A 13,978-nucleotide genomic window follows, 5' to 3' on the forward strand; every position below is an offset into this window, starting at 1 on the left:
GAAAATCGTGTTAGAATAATTCATAGAAAAAGCCTTATTAAGTTAATAATTGGAGCGATATCCTAATTATATCTAAACTTAGAGGTTTTTTCTATTTTGGAAATATTTTTGTTGGACACTAGTACCCCGACCCTTCACGTTCAGTTCCTTATTCCAAAAAAACAGGCCATCACCATGCTCCTATTTTTTTCAAAAACTTGTGGAAAAAGTTCAGCCTATCTTAGAAATATTTTTATACTACATTTAAAAAAAGAAGGATTTGTATTCCTTCGTTAAGCTTATCTTGCTTTGATTTTTTCGAATATGCTTGCATATGGGATCAAGCCGGCCTTTTTCGCTGCTTTTGTGGCAGCATCCTCATTTCTTCCCCTGCCGCTTTCATATGCCCTCAGCACCTGATCTCTGTCATCTTCTAAGATATATCCGGCCTTTTTCAGGAATCTGTACATTTCAGCGGCCATGTATATGTTATTTTTGGCCTTAAGGTATTCGTCTGCCGCTTTCTTATATTCTGAAAAATCGAACTGAGATTCAATACCGTTCTTTTTCTTCTCGATCTCCAGAAACGCCCTTGCCTCCAATGTATATCGCCAGAGACCGCCGTTATGCTCCTCATCGATAACGCATTGTTCAAGCGCCAAGAGATACTCTTTTTTGGTGATGGATAGTTCTTCAACGATACTCAGTATACCTTTCATTGCATGATCAACCGGGATCATACTTCTGTTCGCAGCAATGAAGCTGTCCTTGCTCAGAAAAACCTTCCTGCAAGGCTCTGATTCGCCGATGCTTATACCCAAAACAATTTTGAGCATAGAATTGACATCCTTCAATTCTTTCGCGTTCCTTACCTCTTTTAAGAGAAGGCCGATGGCAGCAATAAGGGCCATCTCCTTGAATTCTTCTGATCTCACGACCTTTTCCGTTCCTTTCGTTTCGATAAAATTTATTATCGATAAAAGCAGACGTTTACCATAACATTCCGAATTAAAGTACTTTTTTATAATACCTAATTTTTTTTCGACATCAGATTCGACTGTTCTGCTTTTTTGAAGGTCATCCTCTTTTTTTAATACTACTTTTTCCTGAATTTCCTCAGGTAAGCTCTTAATTATACCAGTGCCTACATTGCTATAGTCAAACATATTCATCTCCTGTTAATATCTAAAATATTAACTTCATATTCTACATGAATATTTTAAAAATGTCAATAGTTGCATCCTACATTCCCCAAGCAAGGTGTTCAGATGTAATAGATAATTAAGCTTTGGAATGGCATTTAAGCATGTTCTACTGTTTGTTTTCATAGACTAGTGGAAAAAGTCATAACCCTTTAAATAGAAATGTATTTAATTGAATATTATTAAACATGAAACAACTCCATCAGATTGACCAATATAATCCTCGATGCTAAAATGAAATTATGATATTTTCTTAATTAAGTATCGATAATTCGATAAAATGAAATATAAAATTATTATATTGCTTGTATTGGCTATTTTTATAAGCCTCTTGGCTGATCGACTGTTTTTTAAATACGCCAAAACCCCCTGCACTAGTAGTACCGACAATCCGATATATTTAAGATGTACTAATAATGATAATGGCGATAAAGATGGGAATAAAGATATTGTGTATAAAACTTTTTCTTCCCCAGAAGCAGATTTTACATTTGAATATCCAGATACATGGACATATGGAAAAAGTATAATCGAAGATACAATTGTATGGAATTTTTATATAAATTCCGAAAAGAATCCAAGTAATTCTGTCCTCGAAGTTCATTTTCCGACATATGAAACAGTGGACTTCTGCTCAATTGGATATAAAGGAACAAAAAATCCTTATCAGCTAAACACTTTTCCAACGAACGATCCCGAGACTTTTATTACCTATGAGCAATGCAGCCAAAGCCAAAATGGTGATGGTTATATTTATTGGCAAAAAGGAGAATACTTTGCAAATGCCGGATTAATAAGTGACATTTTAAAAACTAATCTTATGATTTTTCACTATAATTCAGCAGAAGGAAGAACCATTGCACAGCATATATCTGAAAGTATAACAATTAAATAGCAATCCAATATAACAAAAAAAAGAGGGAGATAATTTCTCCCGTTTTTTTGTATGTTTTTATACTCTTACCACATAGTAACTGCTTGCGTTATTCACACCACTTCCAGCTATCTTAAAATTATGCCTGCCTACAACATATGGACTGACATAATTTTGATCCCAGACCAGAACCTCTTTAATCTTTCCGCCTGAATCGCGAACATAGTCTCTAAATATTGCAACATGTCCGCTATAGACTCCAGCTGAATTAAAAGTAGCAATTGCTGTCCCTGGTTTCACTGAACCAGTCAAAACCACATTATCTCCTTTTGCCCAACCATCAGTTGCCACGGTGCTCTTGCTAAGCGCTTTAACTAGACTTACGCATTCGCCCCAATATCCGCCTTTCATATCAGCTACTGTTATTGCCGGGACATCTCCAACCATTCTTTTTTTCTGATAAGTTGCATCGAGAATCGAAGGACCATATTCCCATCTTAATAATGCCCAGCCAGTATATTTATATTGCGTCCAGGTTCCCCAATTCTGTAAGCTGTTTAGGTTATAGTCTGTTATTTTCAAATCCGATGCAGCCCCTGCTGGAACCATTGCCATCGCAAACAGCAATATTGCGACAATTCCCACACTTAACATTCTTTTCTTCATTTCCTCACATCCTTTGTTTATTTCTGTTTTGTTCGAATTCTATTCCATCGTTTTTTAATTTGTTTGGTTTTATCATAACAACCTTTTTTCTTTCCGCTTTCACACTTCATTTGTATTCGCAAGCTATCCAGTTTGCTTTTTTGTTTTGTCTTCGTTTTTAATTTGTATCATTTTAATTCCTCCTATTTTTCTATTAGTCCAATAGTAACAAAAAAAAAAGTGATTTTGTCAACAATTTTTGGTTATAACCTCCAACATACCTTCTTTTATCACTTTGATTATCCAAGTAACCAGGGTGCTGTGATTAAGATTTTAGATTAGAGATCTCATGCCGTATTTTTTTCAAACAACAAATCCCCCATCTCAATATGGAGGATTTGCATAAATAACGTCCGCAGGAGCTGAGGGAAAGTCTCACTGCTCGCCTACGGCTCCGCTCCATAGGGCTTCCGCCCTCTGGCGCTCACTTCGTTCGCTGTCACCCCAGGCGGGGAACTCCCGTTCCCCGACCCCCTCACATTCGATTCCCTCAGCATCAAACAAAACCAAATAAAAACACAGAATATTCTGTGTTTTTATTTAGCTTGCAGGAGCTGAGGGAATCGAACCCCCATCGTCGGTTTTGGAGACCGAAGTTCTACCACTAAACCAAGCTCCCATGCATTACTATTTTAGATTATGTTCCGGAATATGTAAACCCCGCCGTCATCGGCCACTGCCCCATTCCTCCCGATGCTTGCGCATAGGACATTCCGCCTTTCAAAACGAGCGACAACAACTTGCCGCCCGCCGGATCAAAATAATTGAGTTTAGACAAAAAGCAAAACTATTTCCCCTTGATCTCCGTGTGCTCGGTATGTTTCCTGCAAACCGGACAATATTTCGACAGTACGATCTTTTCTTTGACTGTTTTCTTGTTTTTTGTGGAATTATAGTTCACTCTTTTGCATTCTTTGCATTGCAATTTGATTAGACTATCTTGTGACATACGTTTATTGATTAAAATGAAATAAAAAATTCAAGGGCAGATCTCGCACATAAACCGCTTCAGCCCTGATGAACAATTGAACTATTATTCAGTTTTTTTATTTAAATATAAATAAAAATCTCCCAAATAATTCACTGTAAAACAGTGTAACACAGATAAAAAAAATTATCAAGACCCACCAGGCAAAACCTCAAATCTTGTTCAATTTTTTCTCAGCTATCCTTTTTTTGGCCAATTTCTGAAGATCGTCGAACTTGTCGAACTCATCGACAATCTCGGCTCCTATGATCTCCTCCAGGACATCTTCGATCGTCACAATTCCCGAAACAACACCATGCTTATCAAGCACCACGAACATATGATTCCTGGTGTTCTTGAACGCGTTCAGGAGATCATCCAGGGGCTTGTTGAAATCCACAAAAATGACATTTTTTCTCGCCATATCTCCGACCCTCTTCCCCTCAAACCCCTTGAACAGGATGTCTTTCACATACAATATTCCCACGATACTGTCCAGATCCTTATTGTAAACCGGTATCCTTGAGTGCCCGATCTCAGAGATCTTTTTTATCGTTTCCTCGTTCAGTTCCCTGTCGAACGGAAGTCCAAATACTTCGGTTCTGGGAGTCAGAATGTCATATACCGTTTTGCTGGAATATGAAAGAGCTCCCTTGATAACATTCTTTTCGTCTATATCTATGTCGCTATCTTCGGATTCATGATGTTCTTCAACGATCTTCATTATCTCCCTCTTCGAATAGGTCATCGGTATTTCTTCTCCCAAGACTTTGTCCAGCGCCCATGAAATAGGCCGCGATAACGGATAAAAAATATATATGAAAATTTTCACGAGCCATGTGAGTCTCGAAACAAAATCCATGGCAAACCTTGAAAAAACCGCCTGAGGCACGATCTCCCCGAAGATCACGATCAGCAGCGTCGCAACGATCCCTGCGACAACGCCTGACGTTATCGAGCCCAGGAATATGGACAATGTCGAATTCACCATGACATTACCGATCAGAAGAGTGCAAAGTAAAAGATTTCCATTTTCTCTCAGTTCATATATCCTCTTTGCCCTGATATCTCCAAGATCGGCTTTCCTCTTCAGATCTTCTTTGTTCAAGCTGAAGATTCCAAGGGATAGCCCCGAAAATATTGCGGAAAGCAGAAGCAACAAAAGAATATATAAATATGTCATTTAACTTATTATCTTATGGTTTTAAACTTCCTTCTGTGTCGATCTTGATACAATATGATATTATACAGTATATTCAAAAATATGCAAGTTTAGGTCCGCCAACCCCTTGGAATAAAAAAAGAACCCTGTCATGGGGCTCCATTCGGCTTTAGGTATATTTCTCTTTTTGTTTGGCTCGGGACATATCCGAAATCTTCCGGATAAAGGATCAGCTCGACGTCTTTTTGATAAATGAAATATTTCCCGCTCTTTTTTTGCTCCAAAAAGCATTCGATCTTTCCTACTTTCTTTGGTATTATTATGACCTCCATTCCATTTTCTTCCTTGAATCCAAGCTCTGTTATTCCCATCCAATTCGTAAGCGTGTCCAGCATCTTTTCTTCATTTTCCGTAGTAATTTGTTTTTCCCCCTATTTATAAATTAATATTAATATGAATACCGTATTTTTGCAACATCAAAGCTCAAAATCCCCGCGGGCGCGAAACTGATCATTTTGCGAAAAGACCGACCAGTTCCCCATAATCCATTACATGCCCCGACATAGCCCTCTCAAGATCCGTCCTGTTCGCCGACGGTTCAAGACCAAGCAGCTCGTCCAGGGCATATATCCTGAAGAAATATCGGTGCGTTCCCGATGGAGGGCACGGACCGCCATAATCATTTTTTCCGAAATCGTTCGATCCCGCGATCGAATTTTCCGGCATGCCGTTCTCATCTATCCCGCCGATGTCCGGTTTTATGTTCCAAACGATCCAATGGCTCCATGTTCCCATGCTTGCATCCGGATCATCAACGATTAGAACAAGGCTTTTTGCATCCTTGGAAATCTCTTGGAACTCAAGGGGCGGATTCACATCCTCCCCCCGGCATGTATATTTCTTCGGGATCGATCGGCTGCTTTCAAATGCCTTGCTTGTGATTTTCATATTCTTTTGTTTAGGCAAATTTAGATCATATCGGGTCTGCGTTCTCATGAAAACGACGATAACCGCTCCCGCCATCAGAATGAACGCTAAAATGTACATTAATTTTCCGTTTCTCATTTCCGTTCAACAAAAAACATAACCGGCCTAATTCAAATGAGATATAGCCATGGTCATGTCTTAAATATTAACAATATAATATTGGGTTATCTGTGTCGCAAACTTGCAATTTTCTTTCCCTGTTTCTTTGCATGTTTTTTCCTTACAACCTTTGCTTTCTTGTTCATGTTATAACAATTAATTGATAAATATCATTTCAATGCTTGTATTATAGATAGTTTCCGGAATTAAATCAAGAATTTCATCAACTTATCCCACAATGAATATTCAATGACGAGCAGATATGCCAGAAAAAAAAGAACTGCGGAAAAAACAAAGAAAAGGCCCTTTGCATATTTTCTCTCAAAAAATAAAAATTCCTCGACGGCCGAAAATCCCAGATAGTGAAAAACCGACGTCATAAAAAAAACGGCTGCGAATAAGAACAGATTGTCCATGTTGCATTCTATGAATATTATAATCTTATATTATATCGTTTGCGGTCTTTTCACAAATTAAAAAAAGGAGATGTTTCTCCTTTATTTCATGACAACGAATAGTGATCCTGTTATATATTCGCCTTCGCCCCGATCAAGCAGAAGGTCCAGGTTGTTTTCGCATAGGGATATTTTTTCATCCCCGCATACCACTATGGCGTCTTTTTCCGTTCTCTGAAGAACGAATCGGCCGTTGGTGGATTTTATCTGGCCGATCTTTTCCGTCAGTATTTCGACAAACAGTCCGGCTCTGCCCAACGACCTTCTGAGCTGCGGCAGATCCGTTTTTTTTGTTTTTTTCCCGGCTTTCATGATCCCGTCCTCCTCCTATCCGCCGATATCAGCCTGGTCGTTCTCGGGGCTGCCCGAGCCACTCCCGAAACCTTCGTCTATCCATTCATTCTTCGTTACCCTTTCAACGTTCATTACGTCCGTATCGCCCTTGATCTTTACATCATTTTTCTTGGCCATATTTTTTCCTCCTTTTTGATTTTTATTTTAAGGAACTTATTGCGTTCCCCGATAGCGACATTTCTTCCGCAAAAAGATCGCCGTCGGGAAAAACAACAAAAAAAATCCCCCGAATGGAAAGATTTTATAAATCAAAAACTTATCTTTATCTTTCCATGGGCCGCATTTGAATGAAAATGCAGCCTAGGCTGGAATTAGCACCTTCCCAAGGTCGTCACCTCTTGGGGGTTGCTGGGCGGTTCATTGAGCCAGTGCTCTAGCCGCCTCTCTGGATAAATATTATTTTTTGACGCTAAATTGTAATATGACAATTATATCAATCTATCGGAATTCGGTCAATATGGTCCGAAACCGGATCCGATCCCGGCAATATCATGTACCAGAATTGTGTTAATTCAGCCGTTTTTTTCGCGCTTATCGATCTTCCGATATTCAAGATATGAATAGATAAACAGATATAATGAAGAAATGACCGCCAATATGATCGCAAAGATCATCGCGCTGCTTCCGATAAATATTCCCAAAAAAGCCACCATGCCTATCAGTCTGAAAAGTTTTCCGCCGAGCTCGTGAGTTTTTTTCCACACTTCATCGCTCGTCAGCGTCCAGGGCGTCCTGAACCCGATAAACCAATTCCTCTCCGACCTTTCCATCACAATTCCCAGATAAAAGAACAGAATGGAGAATGCAGGAATGATCATCCTTGTCATATCAAATCTCATACCGAGATTCCAGGCGATGGTCAATGCATGAATATAAAAGAAAAAAAGGAACAGCATGATCATCAGTCCATTATAATATTTTCTGAATTTCCCGATATTTTCTTTAAGCGGGTCGATCCTCGGAAGCGCGATCAGCAATGCCAGCAAGAACAAATAGAACACGGGCATCAGAAACACACCGTAGATTTTCGGCATATAGCCATCGGCCTCGCCCCGGAGGTTCCAATGTGAAGCCATCTTTTCCGGCAATGAAGGATACAGCAGTATTCCGGATAAAACAATGACCGCAGCTATCCCGGCGGCCAGATACCCTGTTTTTCGCGAACTTTTCAGCATAAAATTCGATTATCTTTATCTCATTATACAACACATTCATCAAAATAAAAACCCCGTTTATGAAAAATTGGAACGGGGCATTTTGATATTGTTTTTCGGCTTAAGCCTGAACCTATCCCCGAAAAGCACCATGCCGGACATTGCCATCCCTATGATAATGTCGGCACCGCTGTTCAGCAGGCTTTCCCCTCCGGAAATAGGCGTTCCCTTGAGGACCGTGTTCTCGACCACTTCCCATGCGACGACCAGAAATATTATCAAGAAATATATATTCCTTTTTGTTCCCGATCCTTCATCGGCAAGCATTACAGCAAAGAAGGCGAACCCTCCGGCTGCAAAAGCGTGAAGGATAGAGAACAGATCGACCGGAGCAAGCTGAGGAGGCGGAACCATCTCTATGAGATAGTTACTGCTTTCATTTACGATTACCGCAAAAACGATGAATCCCATAATTGCGATAATCTTTTTTTCCGATGCTTCAATGGTCATTTTTCCTCCTATATTCGTGGCTATACAATATCAGATAATCCGTATTTTGTCAAAAAAAAGGCCTTTTGGCCCTATTGTTACATATTCAGTTCTTTTTGAACTTTCAGCGCAACCTCCACCGCCTGATGATCATTGGGATATTTTGCCTTGAGCATTTCTTCAAGTCTCAGAGATCCCTTGTCGGAGCCATCCTTTATGCTTGTTTTCCTGTGAGTGAAGGCGTCTATGAAATCAGCAATGGATATTATGACTGATATATCAAGCGCCTTTTTCACCAATTCAAGATCCCAATCCGGCGGAAAATCTTTCAACGTAAGTCCATATCCGGACTCATAAAGTGCGTGATGAAGTCCCGCGCACATCGCCGTGAATTCATGGAAATCTTTTAGGATCTCAAATCCTTTGACGGGATGCTTTTTTATTTTCTGATACTCTTCTTCGCTGATATTTCTGTCGTCAAAAAGATCATAAGGAAGCAAAATTTTTGCATTATCGTGCATAAGCGCTCCAATAAAAGCCGGTTTTGGATCTTTCCCGGTCCTGATGGCGATCTCTTCGGACAGCAATGCGACTCTTTCCGAATGTTCCTTGACCTTCTGATGATACATGGATGCTAATTTCAAAAATAGCTTTGCTGTTTGGTCCAGTCCGCCTTTAAATTTGTATCCATCTATCTTTCTCAGCACTATATCGCTTATTTCCATACTTGTTCCTCCTGCCTTTTGCATGGTAAAAGCATTTTTTATATTAGTCTTTTTTACGGATATGTCAATCTTGCCCGAAAAGCGCAAAAAAACAGCGCACATTATCAACGCTGTATGTACTTGCATATAATGCCGGATCTTCACATTGAAAGCAGGATCAATCCGCTGATGACAGAAAGGATCCCTATCTTCTGATTTATTTCCAGATATTCTTTAAAAAATATTTTTGCAAGCAATATGCTGATTGCGGGAGACGACGCGGCTATCGGAGCGACTATCGAACCGAACTCCGACGTCACGCCGATTCCATAAGAAAGATATGCGGTCGCATCAAGTATTCCGACCAATATCACGAATAGAAACACGTTTTTAGGAAAAGCGATGTCGCTCTTCGTCGCGCCGGAATAGAAAAGCAGGAGGAATACCACGACAATTTCGATCATGAGTATTGACAGGAACCATCCGATCTCGGAAACCAGAACATCGATCAGAACAAAATTAGTCCCGTATGCGAATGCTGCGACAACGGCAAACTCCACCCCCTGGTGCGCATGTTTCTTTATATCCAAGTTCTTCAGATCGCTCAGCTTGAACGAAACCAAAGATGCTCCGGCGATCGCAAAGACAATGCCGAACAATTGCGCAATATCCAAAGATTCCCCAAGGAATATCATGCTCAACACAACCGTTATCATCGCCCAGCAGGAAGCTACCGGCATAACAATGCACACTTTTCCGACTCTAAGACTTTGATAGAAAGAAAGATTGGAAACGACGCCAAGAGTTCCTGCGGTCATGACCAGCGCTATCGTATAAAATGTGAACTTCGGAAGATCGTAATAGGCCAGAAAAATAAAAAAAAGAAGCATAACGCTTGTGAGTTGGGCCCAGAGGAATGCCCTGAGAACTCCGCTCCCTCTGACGGATTTCGCAATAAAAAAATCGGATGCTCCCCAGCTGAGCATGGAAATAAGCCCGAAAAATATGCCGAAAGTAAGATCCATTTTATTGTTCAGTGTTTATTATCGCGCGTAATCGGTTTATCATATTTTCCCGGATCATCCGCTTTCCGGCAGAAAAACTGTAAAATATCGCACTATTGACATTTCCTACATTTTGTGATAGAATTTTTAGTCTTTAAAGCGCTCTTTTTTCCGGTTGATCCGCTTGAAATTTTGCCTGATCAAGGCATCTGATCCCTAGCGCAAAAACTTTCTATTTTACATAAAGTAGGCAGTTTTCGCTCTAGAGCGAGGAGTTGATTAAAAATGAAAATATCCAGACAAGATATATGTGTTATTTTTGGAATTATCGTATTTGCGCTGATCATGATAGAAGTGGCATATGTCCGTTACAGCTATACGCCATCGGTCGAAATAGACCAGACGATCGAAAAGATCGCTTCGTCGAAGAACATTACGATCTCCCAAAAAGCATATCTGGAAGGAAACATCACAAAGGGCGCCTTGGACATAAATGATTTCATCCACGAAGCTGAGAAGAAAAATGCAAAAGTGATCTATTTCACTCTTGAAGGCTCCTACAGTTTACTGGAAAAGAAATACTGGATAACTTCGGAATGCGGAATAGTGGATGAATACAAGCAGATATACATCACGCCGATAAAAACATTGGTTCCATGGCCGTTCAATCTGCACAATTCCCTATTCAATAGTCCGTTGATAATATACATAAAGGATTACAATCCTCAAACAATAGAATATGACACATGGAATCCAGTAGCTTCTTATACCATATTCGCCGTTTCAGGCATGTTCATCGGATTTTTCGCGGGATATCTTCTGTGGCTAGTATTCTGGGCACTTGGGATAGAATCGATCGGAAAACAACAATAGTCACTTTTCAGTGGCTACTTTTTTTGATTTATTGAAAAAATATATGACCACGCCGAACGTGACAAGCGGAGACAGCCAGGTCGGTATCTCAAAACCGAAACTGTCCAGAAGCATGATCGACCCAAGGAAAAATATCGAGTACATCGCTCCGTTTTTCAAATATATATATTTTTTTATGTTATCGATATTCCCCATCGTAATGTTCCTCACCACATAAGCCCCAAGTCCGTTTCCGATCAGGATCAGCGGAACGGAAAGCGTGAATGCGAATGCGCCAAGAACGCCATCGATCGAGAATGTCGCGTCGATAACCTCCAGAAACATGATCTTGCTGAAATCGGACCTGCCAACCTCCATAAGCTTCTTCTCTTCTTCTTCCGCATTCTGTTTGAATCCATGTGTGATGAAAAACGCGGTAGACCCTACGACCGCTCCGAAAGCCATCAATGGATCCCTTTCAAGCGCATACCATACGATCACGGTCAATAATATTGATACGACCGAAAAAAACCACACGCCTTTTGACTCAATATATCTTTCCCCCCGTAATCCGTAATTTTTCGGTTCCAAAAAGATCCAATGGAAAAATAAAAAAACAAGGAAAGTTCCGCCTCCCGCAAGAAGGATCGGAGAAGAGCGTTCGATCGCTTCGATCACTTTCGGATCGCTGCTGAATGTCGCAAAAAGAGCTCCAACGGGACCGAGCGACGGAGTTGTTGCCCAAACGATCATCCACGGAAGAAGCCCTCTGACCATAAACACGGCAAAGACCAGACCCCAAAGCAAAAACCATCTCCTGGCTTTCGCCTGCATGGTGGAAAGGACTTCCGCATTGATGATCGCGTTATCAATACTGCTTATAACTTCAAAAAGGCATAGTCCCGCAATGATCACGAACATAGAAACGATATCCATATTATTTTCTTTTTATGATTACTATCTCAGTTTAACTTATTTTCCGCCTTTTTTCAATATGGGCCTAAATGGTCAAAAAAAAGACGGCTATTCTTTTTTCCGCCTGTTTATTATGCTTTCGATGGCCTTGTCAACATATTTCGAATAGTCTTCTTTCTTGATGCGGCCGGAATTTTTTATGTCAGCGACGACCTCTTTGAAATTGCTGACCGCGAGAGCCCGATTCTCGGACATCGTCCCTTCCGTAACGAAATTCGGAGAGTTCGGGATCCTTATGCAGTAGGACACGTCAAGCGGCGCGCCATTCTCTCCGATCTCCATCATACAGACAAACAAACCTCTTACCAGGAACTTCTTTCTGGTCTCTTCATCGCTATTCGAGCTGAGGTCTATAAATTCGAATATTCTATGCCTCGTCTCTCCCTTAAATTCACAATAGACCGATCTTTTTCCGATCAGATCATCGGAATCTTCATCTTTCAGAATATTATGGACGATCCCAACGAGCTCTCTCATAAGCTCCAAAAGTACGGGATCGGTCTTTTTTATTTTATCCGTCTCTTTTTCATATTTCCATGGCGTGACCATGATCTTCTTGACCTCCATTTTTTATCATCTTACGACGGAGTCAGCGCTATTGTCAACCGGAGATGTTCAGCTTGCCTCTCCCATAAAAGGAATGGATATTCTTTTTCTCGGATCCTCGCCATTGAAAAGATTCGTTCTCCTCTCGGACTTCACCTCCCTTTCACCTTCGTGCTGCGCGTTCTTCATGGCACTGAAACTTGTCCCGAGAAAAACGGAATGCTTGCCGTATTTCCTGTCTATGCCATCCATGCTCTCGAATATTTTCGTGAATTTTTCCAGAACTGCAACCTTTCCGAAAAGATCCAATTGCCTGTCTTTCATCGTTTCAAGATCGGAAAGTATCACGCCCGTGGAACGAAAAAGCGTTCCGGGAACATGCACCCCGGAATAATAGTTCCCGATAGCGTCCAATATCTCATTCGGAGAAACTGTCGCATCGGAAAGCTTGATCTCCGCCCCGCGATATCGATAGGCCTGCGTCTTGAGAAAGAAGAATATCCTTTTCGTCGAAAGCTTATGGCGCCTGAGCTTTATACAGGCATTCTCGACGTTCTTTGAAAGCTGGGAGAATATGAATTCTTTGTCGCTTGATGGAGGAGTGAAGGTCTTGGTCTTGCTTATCGATTTATAGTCATCCTTCTTTCCGACGCTCAGCGCAAAAACGGATTCCCCTCTCAGCTCCCTCCACGTTTCAAAATGGGGTTTCGTGAATTTCTGCAGGACCCAATCCTTATCCTTCAGGGCGAAATCAAGCGCGGTCTCTATGCCAAGCTTGTTCATATATGAAGATGTCTGAGGTCCGATCCCCCAAACCTTGCCCACCGGAGTTTCGTTCAGAAAAAGATGCGCTTCCCTTCCCTTTATGATCGTAAGGCCCGATGGCTTCTTGAACTTGGAACCGATCTTGGCGAGTACCTTTGTGGGAGCAAGACCGACGGAAAAAGTTATGCCGAGCGATGAATCCAGCTCCTTTTTTATCCTGTCCGCCATTTCTTCATAGGACATATTAAGAGGCCTCTGAAGCCCGGTAAGATCCGCAAAACATTCGTCGATACTGTATTCCTCAACCTCGGGAGTGTATCTTCGGACAATGTCATACATCCTGAGGGAGAAAAGGCTGTAGGTCTCATAGTCTGAAGGAAGGATCACGGCATCGGGACATATCTTTCTCACCTCAAACAATCTCATCGCCCTTGTTATGCCCATTCTTTTGGCTTCATAGGACATGGAAGACACGATCCCTCTTTCAAGCCCCGTGATGACAGCCTTCCCTCTCAGCTCCGGATTTTTGGCAACCTCGCATGACGCAAAAAAACTGTCCCCGTCAATGTGGAGGATCGCTTTTGGAAAATCAAATATATTTACCGGCCTGACATCCATTTTTCACAATTTACGAATATGATCGTATGCATAGCCATTCCTATAGTGTGATAGTGCATACTATCATACTAATTGGGATTCTGCGGG

General features: G+C 41.1%; 19 protein-coding genes, 1 tRNA gene and 1 riboswitch. Of the genes, 2 read left to right on the plus strand and 18 right to left on the minus strand.

The window, feature by feature from the left end; all coding sequences use genetic code 11:
* Nucleotides 1-278 precede the first annotated feature (278 nt).
* Nucleotides 279-1,145, minus strand: coding sequence for a hypothetical protein (locus tag WC788_08640; protein ID MFA6097662.1), 867 nt, complete (start codon nt 1,143-1,145; stop codon nt 279-281).
* A gap of 316 nt (nt 1,146-1,461) precedes the next feature.
* Here WC788_08640 and WC788_08645 point away from each other — a divergent pair, with 316 nt between their 5' ends.
* Nucleotides 1,462-2,076: a hypothetical protein gene (locus tag WC788_08645; protein ID MFA6097663.1), complete on the plus strand. Its 615-nt coding sequence runs from the start codon at nt 1,462-1,464 to the stop codon at nt 2,074-2,076.
* Nucleotides 2,077-2,133: 57 nt separating this feature from the next.
* Here the strand turns inward: WC788_08645 and WC788_08650 are convergent, their stop codons facing one another.
* From WC788_08650 to WC788_08715, 14 genes are all read right to left on the minus strand, one after another.
* Entirely contained in the window at nt 2,134-2,721 is a 588-nt protein-coding gene (locus WC788_08650) for a BPSL0067 family protein (protein ID MFA6097664.1), read from the minus strand.
* Nucleotides 2,722-3,308: 587 nt separating this feature from the next.
* Nucleotides 3,309-3,379: transfer RNA gene (locus WC788_08655), tRNA-Trp, on the minus strand.
* An 18-nt stretch (nt 3,380-3,397) separates the two neighbouring features.
* Nucleotides 3,398-3,538 (minus strand): hypothetical protein, encoded by a 141-nt coding sequence (locus WC788_08660; protein ID MFA6097665.1) that lies wholly within the window; start codon nt 3,536-3,538, stop codon nt 3,398-3,400.
* Nucleotides 3,539-3,547: 9 nt separating this feature from the next.
* Entirely contained in the window at nt 3,548-3,709 is a 162-nt protein-coding gene (gene rpmG, locus WC788_08665; protein MFA6097666.1) for a 50S ribosomal protein L33, read from the minus strand.
* Nucleotides 3,710-3,899: 190 nt separating this feature from the next.
* A complete protein-coding gene (locus tag WC788_08670; protein ID MFA6097667.1) occupies nt 3,900-4,910 on the minus strand; it encodes a hemolysin family protein in 1,011 nt (336 codons plus the stop codon).
* 128 nt (nt 4,911-5,038) lie between these two features.
* Nucleotides 5,039-5,284 (minus strand): hypothetical protein, encoded by a 246-nt coding sequence (locus WC788_08675; GenBank protein ID MFA6097668.1) that lies wholly within the window; start codon nt 5,282-5,284, stop codon nt 5,039-5,041.
* 115 nt (nt 5,285-5,399) lie between these two features.
* Nucleotides 5,400-5,837, minus strand: a complete 438-nt coding sequence (locus WC788_08680) for a YbhB/YbcL family Raf kinase inhibitor-like protein (GenBank protein MFA6097669.1) — start codon at nt 5,835-5,837, stop codon at nt 5,400-5,402.
* A gap of 344 nt (nt 5,838-6,181) precedes the next feature.
* Complete coding sequence (locus WC788_08685) at nt 6,182-6,391, minus strand: hypothetical protein (GenBank protein ID MFA6097670.1); 210 nt, start codon at nt 6,389-6,391, stop codon at nt 6,182-6,184.
* A gap of 81 nt (nt 6,392-6,472) precedes the next feature.
* A complete protein-coding gene (locus tag WC788_08690) occupies nt 6,473-6,742 on the minus strand; it encodes a hypothetical protein (GenBank protein ID MFA6097671.1) in 270 nt (89 codons plus the stop codon).
* A 15-nt stretch (nt 6,743-6,757) separates the two neighbouring features.
* On the minus strand, nt 6,758-6,901 hold the full coding sequence (locus WC788_08695) for a hypothetical protein (protein ID MFA6097672.1): 144 nt from the start codon (nt 6,899-6,901) through the stop codon (nt 6,758-6,760).
* A gap of 142 nt (nt 6,902-7,043) precedes the next feature.
* Nucleotides 7,044-7,180, minus strand: a riboswitch (SAM riboswitch).
* A 116-nt stretch (nt 7,181-7,296) separates the two neighbouring features.
* On the minus strand, nt 7,297-7,959 hold the full coding sequence (locus tag WC788_08700; GenBank protein ID MFA6097673.1) for an SdpI family protein: 663 nt from the start codon (nt 7,957-7,959) through the stop codon (nt 7,297-7,299).
* 57 nt (nt 7,960-8,016) lie between these two features.
* The gene (locus WC788_08705) at nt 8,017-8,448 is read right to left on the minus strand and encodes a hypothetical protein (protein ID MFA6097674.1); all 432 of its coding nucleotides are present in this window, start codon (nt 8,446-8,448) and stop codon (nt 8,017-8,019) included.
* Nucleotides 8,449-8,525: 77 nt separating this feature from the next.
* Nucleotides 8,526-9,152: an HD domain-containing protein gene (locus tag WC788_08710; GenBank protein ID MFA6097675.1), complete on the minus strand. Its 627-nt coding sequence runs from the start codon at nt 9,150-9,152 to the stop codon at nt 8,526-8,528.
* Between the two features lie 140 nt (nt 9,153-9,292).
* Complete coding sequence (locus WC788_08715) at nt 9,293-10,156, minus strand: DMT family transporter (protein ID MFA6097676.1); 864 nt, start codon at nt 10,154-10,156, stop codon at nt 9,293-9,295.
* A gap of 264 nt (nt 10,157-10,420) precedes the next feature.
* Between WC788_08715 and WC788_08720 the strand changes: the two genes are divergently transcribed.
* Entirely contained in the window at nt 10,421-11,008 is a 588-nt protein-coding gene (locus WC788_08720) for a hypothetical protein (GenBank protein MFA6097677.1), read from the plus strand.
* Here WC788_08720 and WC788_08725 read toward each other — a convergent pair whose 3' ends face one another.
* From WC788_08725 to WC788_08735, 3 genes are all read right to left on the minus strand, one after another.
* Nucleotides 11,009-11,923: a DUF475 domain-containing protein gene (locus tag WC788_08725; protein ID MFA6097678.1), complete on the minus strand. Its 915-nt coding sequence runs from the start codon at nt 11,921-11,923 to the stop codon at nt 11,009-11,011.
* 87 nt (nt 11,924-12,010) lie between these two features.
* Nucleotides 12,011-12,529, minus strand: a complete 519-nt coding sequence (locus WC788_08730; protein ID MFA6097679.1) for a hypothetical protein — start codon at nt 12,527-12,529, stop codon at nt 12,011-12,013.
* 48 nt (nt 12,530-12,577) lie between these two features.
* Nucleotides 12,578-13,891, minus strand: coding sequence for a DNA polymerase IV (locus WC788_08735; GenBank protein ID MFA6097680.1), 1,314 nt, complete (start codon nt 13,889-13,891; stop codon nt 12,578-12,580).
* Between the last annotated feature and the right edge of the window lie 87 nt (nt 13,892-13,978).

Source organism: Candidatus Paceibacterota bacterium (genome assembly GCA_041661265.1).
Taxonomy (GTDB): Bacteria; Patescibacteriota; Minisyncoccia; order JAHIHE01; family JAGLIN01; genus JBAZUT01.

Excerpts from the sequence above, each read along its gene's own strand:
- WC788_08640 (MFA6097662.1), bottom strand. The coding sequence starts at position 1,145 with ATGTTTGACTATAGCAATGTAGGCACTGGTATAATTAAGAGCTTACCT.
- WC788_08645 (MFA6097663.1), top strand. The coding sequence starts at position 1,462 with ATGAAATATAAAATTATTATATTGCTTGTATTGGCTATTTTTATAAGC.
- WC788_08650 (MFA6097664.1), bottom strand. The coding sequence starts at position 2,721 with ATGAAGAAAAGAATGTTAAGTGTGGGAATTGTCGCAATATTGCTGTTT.
- rpmG (MFA6097666.1), bottom strand. The coding sequence starts at position 3,709 with ATGTCACAAGATAGTCTAATCAAATTGCAATGCAAAGAATGCAAAAGA.
- WC788_08670 (MFA6097667.1), bottom strand. The coding sequence starts at position 4,910 with ATGACATATTTATATATTCTTTTGTTGCTTCTGCTTTCCGCAATATTT.
- WC788_08675 (MFA6097668.1), bottom strand. The coding sequence starts at position 5,284 with ATGCTGGACACGCTTACGAATTGGATGGGAATAACAGAGCTTGGATTC.
- WC788_08680 (MFA6097669.1), bottom strand. The coding sequence starts at position 5,837 with ATGAAAATCACAAGCAAGGCATTTGAAAGCAGCCGATCGATCCCGAAG.
- WC788_08685 (MFA6097670.1), bottom strand. The coding sequence starts at position 6,391 with ATGGACAATCTGTTCTTATTCGCAGCCGTTTTTTTTATGACGTCGGTT.
- WC788_08690 (MFA6097671.1), bottom strand. The coding sequence starts at position 6,742 with ATGAAAGCCGGGAAAAAAACAAAAAAAACGGATCTGCCGCAGCTCAGA.
- WC788_08695 (MFA6097672.1), bottom strand. The coding sequence starts at position 6,901 with ATGGCCAAGAAAAATGATGTAAAGATCAAGGGCGATACGGACGTAATG.
- WC788_08700 (MFA6097673.1), bottom strand. The coding sequence starts at position 7,959 with ATGCTGAAAAGTTCGCGAAAAACAGGGTATCTGGCCGCCGGGATAGCT.
- WC788_08705 (MFA6097674.1), bottom strand. The coding sequence starts at position 8,448 with ATGACCATTGAAGCATCGGAAAAAAAGATTATCGCAATTATGGGATTC.
- WC788_08710 (MFA6097675.1), bottom strand. The coding sequence starts at position 9,152 with ATGGAAATAAGCGATATAGTGCTGAGAAAGATAGATGGATACAAATTT.
- WC788_08715 (MFA6097676.1), bottom strand. The coding sequence starts at position 10,156 with ATGGATCTTACTTTCGGCATATTTTTCGGGCTTATTTCCATGCTCAGC.
- WC788_08720 (MFA6097677.1), top strand. The coding sequence starts at position 10,421 with ATGAAAATATCCAGACAAGATATATGTGTTATTTTTGGAATTATCGTA.
- WC788_08725 (MFA6097678.1), bottom strand. The coding sequence starts at position 11,923 with ATGGATATCGTTTCTATGTTCGTGATCATTGCGGGACTATGCCTTTTT.
- WC788_08730 (MFA6097679.1), bottom strand. The coding sequence starts at position 12,529 with ATGGAGGTCAAGAAGATCATGGTCACGCCATGGAAATATGAAAAAGAG.
- WC788_08735 (MFA6097680.1), bottom strand. The coding sequence starts at position 13,891 with ATGGATGTCAGGCCGGTAAATATATTTGATTTTCCAAAAGCGATCCTC.